Annotated in this window: 12 protein-coding genes; 6 read left to right on the forward strand and 6 right to left on the reverse strand. The window is 47.2% G+C overall.

Annotated features, from left to right (window positions below; translation table 11 throughout):
- Nucleotides 1–54: 54 nt before the first annotated feature.
- Nucleotides 55–906 (reverse strand): helix-turn-helix transcriptional regulator, encoded by an 852-nt coding sequence (locus AC1VYS_RS02210; RefSeq protein ID WP_482912809.1) that lies wholly within the window; start codon nt 904–906, stop codon nt 55–57.
- Nucleotides 907–1,182: 276 nt separating this feature from the next.
- On the opposite strand from AC1VYS_RS02210, the gene AC1VYS_RS02215 reads away from it, so the two are divergent.
- Nucleotides 1,183–1,641 (forward strand): cupin domain-containing protein, encoded by a 459-nt coding sequence (locus tag AC1VYS_RS02215; RefSeq protein ID WP_251509741.1) that lies wholly within the window; start codon nt 1,183–1,185, stop codon nt 1,639–1,641.
- 139 nt (nt 1,642–1,780) lie between these two features.
- Here the strand turns inward: AC1VYS_RS02215 and AC1VYS_RS02220 are convergent, their stop codons facing one another.
- Complete coding sequence (locus AC1VYS_RS02220) at nt 1,781–2,608, reverse strand: aldo/keto reductase (protein ID WP_482912810.1); 828 nt, start codon at nt 2,606–2,608, stop codon at nt 1,781–1,783.
- A 401-nt stretch (nt 2,609–3,009) separates the two neighbouring features.
- On the opposite strand from AC1VYS_RS02220, the gene AC1VYS_RS02225 reads away from it, so the two are divergent.
- The 5 genes from AC1VYS_RS02225 to AC1VYS_RS02245 all read left to right on the forward strand — a co-directional run bounded on the left by AC1VYS_RS02225 (nt 3,010) and on the right by AC1VYS_RS02245 (nt 7,860).
- Nucleotides 3,010–3,954, forward strand: coding sequence for an NAD-dependent epimerase/dehydratase family protein (locus AC1VYS_RS02225; RefSeq protein ID WP_482914886.1), 945 nt, complete (start codon nt 3,010–3,012; stop codon nt 3,952–3,954).
- A 219-nt stretch (nt 3,955–4,173) separates the two neighbouring features.
- A complete protein-coding gene (locus AC1VYS_RS02230; protein ID WP_482912811.1) occupies nt 4,174–5,430 on the forward strand; it encodes a DUF445 domain-containing protein in 1,257 nt (418 codons plus the stop codon).
- 387 nt (nt 5,431–5,817) lie between these two features.
- Nucleotides 5,818–6,159, forward strand: a complete 342-nt coding sequence (locus tag AC1VYS_RS02235; protein WP_482912812.1) for a hypothetical protein — start codon at nt 5,818–5,820, stop codon at nt 6,157–6,159.
- Between the two features lie 17 nt (nt 6,160–6,176).
- Entirely contained in the window at nt 6,177–7,514 is a 1,338-nt protein-coding gene (locus tag AC1VYS_RS02240) for a Tle-like phospholipase domain-containing protein (protein ID WP_482912813.1), read from the forward strand.
- A 73-nt stretch (nt 7,515–7,587) separates the two neighbouring features.
- Nucleotides 7,588–7,860, forward strand: a complete 273-nt coding sequence (locus AC1VYS_RS02245; RefSeq protein ID WP_441926816.1) for a hypothetical protein — start codon at nt 7,588–7,590, stop codon at nt 7,858–7,860.
- Nucleotides 7,861–8,046: 186 nt separating this feature from the next.
- Here AC1VYS_RS02245 and AC1VYS_RS02250 read toward each other — a convergent pair whose 3' ends face one another.
- From AC1VYS_RS02250 to AC1VYS_RS02265, 4 genes are all read right to left on the reverse strand, one after another.
- A complete protein-coding gene (locus AC1VYS_RS02250) occupies nt 8,047–8,850 on the reverse strand; it encodes a YcnI family copper-binding membrane protein (RefSeq protein WP_482912814.1) in 804 nt (267 codons plus the stop codon).
- Nucleotides 8,851–8,923: 73 nt separating this feature from the next.
- The gene (locus AC1VYS_RS02255) at nt 8,924–10,639 is read right to left on the reverse strand and encodes a copper resistance protein CopC (RefSeq protein WP_482912815.1); all 1,716 of its coding nucleotides are present in this window, start codon (nt 10,637–10,639) and stop codon (nt 8,924–8,926) included.
- A gap of 254 nt (nt 10,640–10,893) precedes the next feature.
- Nucleotides 10,894–11,550, reverse strand: coding sequence for a response regulator (locus tag AC1VYS_RS02260; protein WP_482912816.1), 657 nt, complete (start codon nt 11,548–11,550; stop codon nt 10,894–10,896).
- A gap of 1 nt (nt 11,551) precedes the next feature.
- The gene (locus tag AC1VYS_RS02265; protein ID WP_482912817.1) at nt 11,552–12,382 is read right to left on the reverse strand and encodes a sensor histidine kinase; all 831 of its coding nucleotides are present in this window, start codon (nt 12,380–12,382) and stop codon (nt 11,552–11,554) included.
- Nucleotides 12,383–12,427 lie beyond the last annotated feature (45 nt).

Raw genomic sequence — 12,427 nt, forward strand, 5'->3', positions numbered from 1 at the left:
CGGCTGCCCAATTGGTTTTGTGTGAGAAGTCTAGGTCTGGATAAGAAGTTACATTCATCGATGTTCTTTGCGATAACGCAGCGGCGTTGTGCCAGTGATCTGTTTAAAGGTTTTGTTAAAATGAGCAGTATGCTCGAACCCTACCTTTTCTGCAATAAATTGCACTCGCTCTTGTGTCGAAAGCAATCTTCGCTGTGCCTCTCGAACACGAACGATACGCAAGTATTCGCTGAAGCGGAATCCGGTCAGTCGGCTGAACATTCGGCTAAGATAAGAAGGGCTGATATAGAAACGGGCTGCTGCACCTTCTAATGTAAGAGGTTCGGTATAGTGTGTATTTACATAGGTTACAATCTCACTGATCTTGTCCTGCATCGGGTGTAGCGAGCCTGGATTGGATTCCCGGATCATCTCTTGTGCCCGATGGATATGGATCAGAAGATGAGCCAGCAGGCTACGTACGGCGATCTCATAGTGAGGGCGTCGTTCTTTGCATTCCTGGAGCATCTGCCATAATATGCGTTCAACCTCAGGCTGATCTGACTCGGGAAGACGGAGGAGGCTGGAGCATTTGAATGGCAACAGGCCGCAGATGCCTAGCTCCATACCCGTGGCAAAAGCAGGCGAAAAACCAATGAGAATACGTTCGAAGCCAGGTTTGTTGCCTTTAGAAGTGGTGTGTACATCATGCGGGTTGATGAGAACCAGGTCGCCTTTTCGCGCAGGCAAAATCTGTCCATTCATGGAGTATACCCGTTCACCTTCGAGCAGGTAATATAGTTCGTAAAAAGGATGAGCATGAGGCTGCGGCATCGCGTTTCCGTCATGTCTCCGCATATATTCTATGGTAAAGGCATAATCACCAATTCGATACTTGGGTCCGATTCGATCCTCAATGAGACTCATTAGGCAACTCCTCTCAACTTCAGCTTGGGGTTGATACTCATATCATAACGGAAAGGTGATATTTTTGTAAACGCTATCATAAAGAGTGAACTTCATTTTTGAATAAGTTAATCTGGTTCTTTTGGCACGACACAATTTATAAAAAAGGTGAACCGTTTGAGGATTAACCGTTGTAAAGGTGACAAAATGGACATGTTGTTTTAGAGTAGGGAGAGCGAGGTTATGCTCCAGTCTGGGAGCGTCCCCGAATATGAGCTGGAAGGAAGGAAACAAGTTATGACAACACATGAATTATCACCGCTTGTAGCTGCGCTGGATATGCAGCCACACGTTGAAGGTGGTTGGTATAAGGAAGTTTGGAAAGCATCTTATCAAATCCCGCAATCCGTATTACCGGATGCTTACTCGGGTCCGCGCTTCTCGGCAAGTTCAACGTACTTCTTGCTTCATGCTCATGAGATATCCGAGTGGCACACGGTGCTATCGGATGAGCTGTGGTTATGGCATAGCGGCAGTCCGATTGAACTGAAATTGGGCGGCAACGGCGAGAATCCGGAGAATGAGGAAGTACTGATTCTCGGTATGGATATCGCGGCAGGACAATCTCCGCAGGTACTTGTTCCTGCCGGTGTATGGCAAACGGCACGTCCACTGGGCGATGAGCCGGTGCTTGTCACTTGTGTCGTTGCACCGGGTTTCCACTTTGATGATTTTAAGCTGGTGTCCAAAGGATAAGAATGTTAATTCGGATTGCATAACAAAGAGGGCGAAGCGGGGGATTAATCCTGCTTCGCCCTTTTTTGTTAATTATGCTGGTGGGATGTCCTAGGCACTGTTCGAAGCTGCCGGATCTGATCTGGACGTAGTAAAGCTCTTAAAAGTTAAAATTGTCCGGATCGGAACCGAAACGTTTACTCTCGTTCAGACCGTTAATCTGTTCAATCTCCTCGGTCGTTAACTCGAAATCATATAGCTTGGTATTGGCATGAATACGTTCAGGGGTTACCGATTTCGGGATGGTCACGATGCCATTCTGCAGATCCCAGCGCAAAATGACTTGTGCCGGAGATTTGCCGTATTTGGCAGCGATGTCCTGAAGTAAGGGATGATCCATCAGGTTTCCTTGACCAAGTGGAGACCAAGCTTCAATCTGAATTTCGTGTTTACTGCAATATTCACGCAGCTCCGTCTGGGTCAGGAGAGGATGAAGCTCCACCTGATTGACTGCTGGTTTTACGGTCGCATCGATCATGAGGTCTTCCAAATGATGAATCTGGAAGTTGCTCACGCCAATGGCGCGGATACGTCCTTCCTTATAGAGCTTTTCCAGTGCTCTCCATGTGTCTTTATATTTGCCTTTGACAGGCCAGTGGATCAGATAGAGATCAAGATATTCAAGTTCCAGCCGTTTCATGCTTTCTTCGAAGGCGGCTAGTGTACTCTCATAGCCCTGGTCACTGTTCCATACTTTGGTTGTAATAAACAAATCTTCACGAGCAATGCCAGATTCACGAATGCCTTGAGCGACACCGGATTCGTTGTTATATACTTTCGCAGTATCGATGCTGCGGTATCCAGCTTCTATCGCTGTTTTGACGGCATCTACAACCTCATCTCCGTCTTTTACTTTGAATACGCCAAATCCAAGCCATGGCATCTTTACTCCATTATTGAGCGTAGTTGTGTCCTGAACGTGTTTCATGATCTGTCATTCCTCCTCTAATTCTTCTGTGAATTTCTTATATATAGAGTACTACGATATTAGTAATTGGTCGAATTTTCTAGAATATAATCTTCGCAAAAAATTAAATTTGTATAATTTTGATTTAAAACATATTTAGTAGGGACGGGCTATTTATTTAAACAATAGTAACTATTTACAATAGAATGGTTTATGATTCTAAAACACTATGATATAGTAAATTTAGTATATATAACCTATATAGGAATCTATATATTTACAATCACTCATACATATACGTTATTAGGATTAGGCATTGGAGTGATCACACATAGGTTTACCTTTTAGAGAGGTAGATCATATTTAGTCCATTTTTAATGAAGTATACATAATTATGATAAAGGGAGTCGTTGATAACGGAAATGGGCGAATTACACGTTGTGGTAGGTACAGGACCATTAGGAATGGCAGTCATGGAGCAGTTGTTATTAAGGAACAAAAAAGTGCGAATGGTTAACCGGAGTGGCAAGATCGATTCACCAGCACCGGCTAATGTAGAAGTAGTTAGAGGAGATGCAACCGATGAACTAGAGTTCAGTAAGGCTTGTTCGGGGGCTTCTGTTATCTATCATTGTGCCAAGGCTCCATATAAGGAATGGCCTGAGAAGTTTCCGCCCATTATGGATGGAGTGATATATGCAGCCCAAACTGTGAATGCGAGAGTTGTATATGCAGATAACTTGTACATGTATGGACAAACACAATCAAAATTATCTGAGGGGTTACCCAATCGGGCTACAGGACGTAAAGGTGTGACTCGTGCTAATATGGCATCGACACTACTGGATGCGCATAACAGAGGAGAAGTGAAAGCTGTAATCGGTAGAGCGCCAGACTTTTACGGTCCGGGAGTTTTGGATTCTGCTCTGGGAGAACGTGTCTTTGGAGCTGTTCTTGATGGTAAGCCATCAGAGGTATTAGGAAATATAGATTTGCCTCATACTTATATTTACATTAAGGACTTTGCAAAGGGGCTTGTGGAGCTGGCAGAGGACAACGAGTCTTATGGGCAGATATGGCACATCCCGAGTGCAGAGACAACGACGACCAGGGATATAATCACGCGTATCTATAGGTTGAAAAATCAGGAGCCTAAGTTTCGTGTAGCACCTAAATTTTTTGTGAACGTGATGTCCCTTTTGAATTCTGATATGAGGGAACTCAAAGAAATGTTGTATCTGTACGAAGCTCCTTTTGTTGTAGACACAGAAAAATATGAGAGAAGATTTAAGAAGAATGTGACTTCACATGACGATGCCATATCAGAGACATTGGCATGGTTTGAACAAAGAACCTCTACAATATAATACGTTTCGTGTATTGCATGACCCTTCTGTATCTATAGAGGGGTTCTTCGATTTTAATTTGAGATAAAAGTGAAGGTTTGGTTTTGACTCTTGTGGGTGATAAGATGGAGTATACGAAAATGATGGATCGTATGCATTTACATAATCAAACCATAAAGTGTGGTTATTTCGTATGACAAGTCGAGCCGCGCGATTAACGATAAAGGAGCAAAAATGATCATGGCTAAACCTAAAAAAACCAAAACGGCAGCAGCGTGGTCTCTCGTCATTATGGGAGCGGGCTTCGCAGCATCATTACCTTTCCAAGGGGTACCAGTGGGTAAACTGCTGGTGGGTTCGTTTGAAGCGGGACTCGTGGGTGGACTTGCGGACTGGTTCGCGGTAACTGCGTTGTTCCGCCATCCGCTGGGCATCCCGATTCCTCATACGGCGTTACTGCCGAAGAACCGGGATAAAATGACGGAAGGGTTAGTCTCCGCTGTGGAGAATAATCTGCTCAACAAGGACAGCATTACGGAGAAAATTGCTGGCTTCAAAGCAGCTGAGATTGTGCTGGATACATTGGGGCGGGAGCTGCACAGTGACGGCATCAAAACCATGATTGATACGTTGTGCAAACGTATTTTGGCCGGGCTTCCGCTGGAGCAGATCGCTCCGATGGTTGCCAAAGAGATCAAGTCACAGGCCGGAGCGTTTGACTTGGGACCGATTCTCGAACGGGCCGCTGTACAGGTAACGGAGCGAGGGTATGATGCCCAGGCTTTGGATTATGCGCTGAAACAGGCAGAGGAATGGCTGGTCAAACCGGAAACGATTCTGTTCCTGGGTGAAAGTGGCATGAAAGCCATTAGCGGTATCCAGATGAATGGACTCATGCAGTTTGCGATGAATGCGTTCATGGGTTATTTGAATGAAGAACGTCTGGGCGGCATCATTCAAGGATATCTGTTTGACCGGGTAGAGGATATGAAGCGGGAGGGCAGTGCGCTGCGTTACAAAGTGCTGGATATGCTTCGTACACAGGCCATGCGTCTTGCGGTGAGCGAAGCTGTGCAGAATGGCCTTAACGGGTGGAAGAATAATCTGCTGGATGGCTGGAATGCTGAAGAAACCGTGCTGAATAAGCTCACTGAGATGCGAGATAAAGCACTGGTGGCGATGGAGGATGGTCGTTACGTAGATACGTATGCGCTGCCTGCGATAGAGAAGGTTCTAGCAGATCTGCGTGCAGATGATGCGTTAATGACAAGCATGAATGGCAAGATTGTAGAAGGTGTTACCACACTGCTGGAGAAAAACCACTCCAAAATCGGAAATCTCGTACGCGAAAATGTAGATAAAATGGACAATGCCTCACTCATCTCAATGATTGAAGATAAAGTGGGTCAGGATCTGCAATGGATTCGGATCAACGGCGCGGTGACCGGATTTATCATCGGGGTCTTACTGACCGCGTTACGGATGGTACTTGAATAAAAGGGAAGGCCGGGTCTTTCTGGCTGGCCAACAAGAAGGGCCGCTCTTGTAAGAGCAGGCTCTTTTTTAGAAAATTCGAACTTTAGGGGAGTATCGTAAACAAAGCAGGCTTTCTTTTTGACACCAGAAGGTGTTAGGAAGAAAGTTTTTTGCTTTTCATATGGAAAAAGTTAGGGCCTGAATGGTACAGCAGTCTTAGAAGCGGGTAATATACACCCAAATATAGGTATGAATCAACTAGGAGAAAAGTTTCAGGAAAACGCTCCTGTGAGCGGATGCGCCTTATGTTGATTTTGTACTATGATGCATGTAACAGGTGAGGGGGGCGCTCTTTACTTACATAGCTTTGAGTCAAAAGGGGGAATTGCTATTCCGCGCACAAAATGGATGAGAAGTTTATTCGCACTGATGATGGTGTTCACTATATTGCTGGGAGGGTGTCAGAAGATGACCGAGAGTGAGAAACAGGCGTTGTACCAGGAGGCTGAGAAGGTTGTGGTGCAACACTTCAAAGAAAAGTTTGAACTGGATGTGGTCGTTACGAGCAAGGAACTGCTGCCAGAGATGGCGATGTCGCAGATCGGACTGAAAGGGCATGTGAAGGATCATGAGGATCAGAACTTTGGCATATCGTACGATTACAAGAAAAAAATCACCAAAAATCTCGTGATTAGTCCCGAGCTCGAGGAAGTCATTAAAGCTAAAGGACATGATCCATACGCTAAATAAAAGGGGAGGTGCAGTGATTGAGTAACGGCAGGAACATTGATGATGAAACGTACAAAACCTTGTCGGAGTTAGCCTATCAGGATCAGAAGGCAGGTGACCGCCTGACGGAACTACCCGGCTGGCAAGTGCTGGAGGGCACAGAGAGCAATAAATTTTCCGGCTTCGATGCCGTGACATTCTATAATCCGGAGACCAAGGAGGCGGTCATTGCCTATCGGGGAACCGAAGGTAGTGCCTCTCTGGACCGCTCTGTACCTGACTTTGTGATGGATGCACGCATTGGAGGCGGAGAGTTGATCCGCAAAGGGCAACAAGACGCGGCACAATTCGTAGACAACCTGACACCGGATTGGCTCGACAGAGGGGTTCAGAATATCAAAGATTCCACAGGTATTTCCAAAGTGGAGAACTGGGCTGGCGACCGGGTAAGAGATGTAGAAAACTGGACGGGCGATCGCGTAAAGGATCTGGAAAAGACCTATTCGCCTACGGGCTGGGCTAACCAGATGTATCAGTCGGAAGATTATGCGAACCATATGAAAGAAAAGTATGGCGATCTGAATTTCTCTCTGACAGGACACTCTCTTGGGGGTGGCGATGCACAATATGCTTCCGCTTATACAGGTCTTCCTGCGGTTACCTTCAGTGCACCTTCCGTGATGGGCAACTTGACTCCGGAAATGCGTCGACGGGTCGAGGCCGGTGAGTTGGATGGACAAGTGACGAACTATGCGAGTCCGGGCGATCTGGTCGCTAGCGGAACGTTAGGCGGATATGATCGTCATGTAGGTTCTACGTATTATATCGATTCGAATTACGCAGACGCCAATAATGGTGTAAGTCTGATTGATAAAATAAAAAATACATTTGGCGGAGAAAACTATCATAGCCTTGATCAGTATGACTTCAAGAATGGTTATATCTCCAACGAATTGTATGATCCGATTACGGGTGAGCGGGTTCGTTATTCGCCAAGGCTCATGGAGAATCTGGGACCGCTGAGCAAAGCGGTAGGCCCGATGGGGCTGAGAGGCGGTGTAGGAAGAGGCGCGGCGGCAGCCCTGGGATCTGGTCTGATTCAGGTTACCCCGGAAGAACTGAAAAGTGTGGCTTCCCGCTGGAAACAAAATGCCCAGCAATGCAATGCCGAGCTGAATCAGGTACGGACACGTATGGCTCAATATTTGCATTCAAGCCGCAGTCGCAGACTGGAGCCTATTGTGACTCACTTGGATGCATCCATCCAGGAGCTGAGCACATGGCACATGAAGCATACGAGCCAGTTCCTGAACTTTATTGAAGAAAAGGCAGAGGCTTTCCGGCAGGCGGATGAGAGTCCGGTGAATTTTAACTAATGTTAAAAGGCAGGCTGGAGCGATAGCGTTGAATTCAAGGTGAGAACGTGCACTGAGGGGGAGGGAACAACGGATGAGCGGACAATTGCTGGTGGAACTGAATGACCTAAGGATTGCGGAGAAGGAGCTGTCACAGCTGCTGGTTCGTATGCAAGCGGATGAGCAGGAGGCAAGGGCGTTATACAGCCGTCTGAATGATTGGAAAGGACAATCCGCGGATCATACGAGGCAGCAGATTGAAGAGTTTTTCGCAGGCCTTGCCAAGCGTATCCAATCCATCGAGATGCAGAAGAAAAGTCTGATCCAGTATATTGAATTTATGATTCAAACGGATGAGCAGCGTTAGAATATAGTTATGTGCCATATGCGGATGGCACATGTAGTGTACACGGCAAGTTGTCTAGATTCTGGACATAGATTAACTAAAAAGGAGTTTGCAGCATGAACGGGGTGGTCCCGTTTGCTGCAAACTCCTTTTTGTATCTTATTAAAAAACTTTACCACGGACCATCCCGGATAGGTAAACTGCTGATTAGCGTTTTTTGCGGCGAGTGGCCAGTGCAATGCCCAGGAAAGACATGATCAGGGCCAAGATGGATACGATTAACGTTGCCTGTTGTAGCTTCAACGTTCCTGCATCGGAATCCGTGTTGTTGGGTTGGCCTGTTACCGTATCGGAGAGAGCATCGCCGAGAGTCGTGTCATCATTTCCTTTTTTGCCATCCGTCGCGGTGTCAGAAGATTTGTCACCTGTCGCGGTACCTGCTGTACCTGCGCTGTCATGACCATCTTTTGCTGCACCTGCACTATGGTGATCACCGCCAGTTGCGGCATTACCAGCAGCTGCAGGGTCTTCGCTGATTGTTGTGATACTATGAGGCGTATTGGCTCCTGGCTGGCCTGTCCATTCGACGATGCTACCATCGCTGTAATATTGGAATGCATCCCATGCTACTTCTGCTTCGGTTTTCGGGTTCTGTGCGACAAAGTTGAACTGTTGGAACTGTCCAGCCAGAATCCCTTGGTTATCTCCATCAATCTCCCAAGTAATAGAAGTCACTTCGTTGGAATCGTTCTTCTCGGTTGTGATCTTCCATCCAGCAAGCGGCTGATATTGCTTAAATGCAACACCGTCTGGAATTTTAAGTGTGATTTTAGTTGTCGGCAACTCTTTCTCGGACGGTATTTTAATCGTATACGTCTGCCATGCACTCGTTTGTGCAACGGACGGATTTACCGTGACGTGAGCGCTGGCTAATCCAGAGAACAGCAGGAATGCTGCTGCACCTGTTGCCATAGCAGATGTTAATTTGGATACCCATGATGTCTTTTTCAAAATCAGAACCCCTCTCATTCTTATGCAAATGTTTTAGATACACTTCATTCTTTTACAATGGTTTCGTTGTTTACTACGGCTTGGCTGCCTCAATCTTGAACTCGGCATCGAGGGCATCAAGTGACCGAGTTAACGCGTGGACTTGGATACTCCACTTGCCCGGCATAGAGATGTAGTCCTCTGCCTTGTATACGCCCGTATCGTTCTTCGGAATGGTGATCTCATAGATGCCCATATCCATATCCAGATGGATCAGAGACAACGTCACCTGTTCGAGATCTTTGACGATACTGCCATCCGCTCGCTTTATGCTGACTTCGAACTGATTTTCGCCCACTACGTTTGGGCTTACCTGAAGTGTTATCACGGAGCCATCATCTGCCGTTTGTGTGCCCTTATAAGGACCGACGGGTGCTGGCTGACCTGGAGATAGATGTGTCAGTACAGCCGCGAGCGCAAGAATGATGGCTCCTGTAGCCAGTTCAGCCTTTAAACTGCGAGACAACTGCTTACCTGTAGCAACTCTTGCTCGTTTGGCATGAATCAGCGCGAAACCGATCATCACTATAAGTAGCAGAATTTTACCGATCAGAACCAGGCCATATGCTGTTGTGAATAAAGAGTTCAGTAGCGGTGCGGGCAGGATGACCAGACTTCCATAGATACCCGTAGCGACCAGAACGGCTACAGCAGCGATACCCCAAACGGTAAATCTCCTTAACGCTGCCCAGTACACTTCGCCTCGCAGTTTTGCAGGCAATCGATCGGTGAGCGGCGGCAGGCACACTGCCATAGCGGTGAGAGCCCCGATCCAGAATGCAGCAGCGGCAAGATGTACAAAGTCCATGGCTACAGCAAGCACACGTTGCTCTGCGGCAGCAGGATGTCCCGTCATAGCATGGGTTAGCAGCCAGCCTAGAACTAGCACCAATGATCCGTAAGATGACCAGATGCGTACGCGTATGGATCGATCCAGATCATAACCGGATAGCATTGTGACAGCGAGCAGCATAGCAATCAGCATCTGCAGCATCCAAATCTGTCCGAAAGAGGTCAGCTTAAGCGCGCTGCCTATCAAGGCCCAACTGAATTCGTTTAGCGCTACACCAGACTCATAGAGCGTATTCAGCGGGAGGCTTATCAATGCGGCAAAAGAGGCAGCAGCATAGCTGATCCAAAGCAGCTTGTAGCTGCCCGGTGCGTCCATCGGTTCCCGCAGTAGCGAAGCAGGTGCAATTCGCAGCAGCAAGAAGGCTAGTGTTCCCAGAATGACGGACAGACCCAGGTACTGAATCCAATCCGTAAATGACACGATCCATTTCAATGGGCCACCGGTCGCACCCGAACCGGATGCCAGATCCTTCAATCCAGCAGGTGCTCCGGTAGGCTCACCGATATGGAACACATACGCTCCAGAGATCGGATGACCATCGGCAGATACGGCTTTCCAGTTGACGAGATATGTCCCGTCAGCAAGGCCAGACTTCAGACCCGTTTCCAGAATGTGCGGGCGTTCTGAGTCAATCTGTACGTTACCATCGCCCGCTTGATTACCGTCAGGTCCGGTAATTTTAATATCATAAAAGGCCGTCTGCAGCGATTCATTAAACTCCAGCGTCAGCCGCTGCGGTGCGGTCACGAGCAGTTCATTTTCTTCCGGCGATGCCTTCACAATATATGCATGGGCAGATGCCCATTGCGGCATCACAAGACAGAACACCAGTAACAGACTGGTGAGCAGTGCCCAGTGACGTTTGCTCCAACGCAGGGTTAAGCTTCTTACTCTCAAAAAATCATCACCCTTGGGTTATAGATTTACATTTATCCATAATTCATCGTTTACACATAATCTATACCATTATAACTTTGTCCAAAATGGAGGCGTATGACTACATTGGGCTATAAAAAATTATGGATTACCGTATATTTGTGACAAATACTTGAAATGATGCGCTAATAAATACCGCGCTGTTATATATCGCATATCAGAAGTGCCGCGCACTTTGATAAAATTTTTATTTGCTATTCTCTTCGGAACACATCTTATTTACGAGGCTTACGGCCAGCAAGTCCGCTTTCCAGTGCATAGCGGGTAAGCTGAACCCGGTTATCCAGCTGCAGTTTTTGCAAAATATTTTTCAGATGATTTTTAACCGTTTGATCCGAGATGCCCAGTTGCTCGGCAATTTCGCGATTGGTATATCCGGCGGATACCCATTGCAGAATTTCCAGTTCACGCGCAGTTAATGGATTTTCCTGCACATCTTCACTGCGAGGGGCGGGGAACTCCTGTAAAATCCGGTATGCCAGCTCCTTGCTGAGTGGTGCATCGTCACTGACAATGGCGCGAAGGTACTCCAGCCAAGTGGAAGGAGACAGATTTTTGCGCAGATAACCTTGTGCCCCTTGTTTCAGAGCTTCAAAAAGGTAGGTAACATCATCCGATACAGTAACCATCACAATAATGACATACGGAAAACGAAGTTTGATCTGCCGTGTAGCTTCCAGTCCATCCATATCAGGCATCTGCACATCCATCAGAATCAGGTCAGGCATCCACTGCTCCGTTAGCTCCAGTGCTTCCTGCCCATTTTTTGCGGTGCCAATGACTTCAAACAGGCTATCCTCGGATAAAATGGTGCAAATTGCCTCACGCGCATGCGCGTGGTCGTCCACAACCAATACACGTACCAGCTCCATATTAGATTCGCTCCTTTCTAATTGTCATTTGCGTATGGCCTGGTGTGGAATTCAGGAGGAATTCCCATCCCATTTGCTCCGCTCGTTCCTTCGTGATTCGCAAGCCGTAACGATCTTTGAGCATCATAGGGTCTCCCTGAATTCCGATGCCATTATCACAGATGTGAACAGACCACCCAGAGGCATTTTTTTCTGCACGAACTTCTACCTTGGTCGCCTGGGCATGTTTGCGTACATTGAGCAGTGCTTCCCGAATACAGGCCAGTAGTTCCACTTGCTCTTTGGCTGAGAAGGAAATTTCAGTTAGTTTCCATTCCAAGTTTGCTTCAGGAACGGTGTCACTCACGATGGACTCAACTTGGGCTTGCAAAGCAACGGCTTCAGGATCAGCAACAGGTGAAGGTACATAACGCAACTGAGCAATAGCTTGCCTTACATATGTATTGACTTCGTGCACTGTTTTTTGAATCTCGCGCAGATCCTGCTCATGGCTGGTGCCTGCAAGACTGCGTCCTGCTTTGTCAGTCTTTACCGAGAGCAGGAATAGCGATTGTGAAATGCCGTCATGCAGTTCCCGGGCAAGCTGGTCACGCGCTTCAAGCGCCGTTTTGGATGCTCGCTCTTGTTCGAGGGCAGCTCGGGCCCCTTCTAACATCAGGAACAAACGGCTAAGCAGTGTCACGCTGACAAGATATACAATTACAGGTGTCAACCAGTTTCCGGCATCCATCGATAGATATGGCATCAGAAACTGGTGGCGAATATATTCCCATAGCCCCACGGTTAGGGTAGGGATCAGCAGAATCATCCATTTAATCTGTTTGTAGGACATGCATACATTACTCCTTTGTAAGGGCTGGATACATCATACTGTAAC

It is taken from the genome of Paenibacillus sp. G34, assembly GCF_056856875.1.

What these genes read in the sequence shown, in the direction of transcription:
- AC1VYS_RS02210 (WP_482912809.1), bottom strand. Translation starts at nt 906, where the DNA reads ATGAGTCTCATTGAGGATCGAATCGGACCCAAGTATCGAATTGGTGAT.
- AC1VYS_RS02215 (WP_251509741.1), top strand. Translation starts at nt 1,183, where the DNA reads ATGACAACACATGAATTATCACCGCTTGTAGCTGCGCTGGATATGCAG.
- AC1VYS_RS02220 (WP_482912810.1), bottom strand. Translation starts at nt 2,608, where the DNA reads ATGAAACACGTTCAGGACACAACTACGCTCAATAATGGAGTAAAGATG.
- AC1VYS_RS02225 (WP_482914886.1), top strand. Translation starts at nt 3,010, where the DNA reads ATGGGCGAATTACACGTTGTGGTAGGTACAGGACCATTAGGAATGGCA.
- AC1VYS_RS02230 (WP_482912811.1), top strand. Translation starts at nt 4,174, where the DNA reads ATGGCTAAACCTAAAAAAACCAAAACGGCAGCAGCGTGGTCTCTCGTC.
- AC1VYS_RS02235 (WP_482912812.1), top strand. Translation starts at nt 5,818, where the DNA reads ATGAGAAGTTTATTCGCACTGATGATGGTGTTCACTATATTGCTGGGA.
- AC1VYS_RS02245 (WP_441926816.1), top strand. Translation starts at nt 7,588, where the DNA reads ATGAGCGGACAATTGCTGGTGGAACTGAATGACCTAAGGATTGCGGAG.
- AC1VYS_RS02260 (WP_482912816.1), bottom strand. Translation starts at nt 11,550, where the DNA reads ATGGAGCTGGTACGTGTATTGGTTGTGGACGACCACGCGCATGCGCGT.
- AC1VYS_RS02265 (WP_482912817.1), bottom strand. Translation starts at nt 12,382, where the DNA reads ATGTCCTACAAACAGATTAAATGGATGATTCTGCTGATCCCTACCCTA.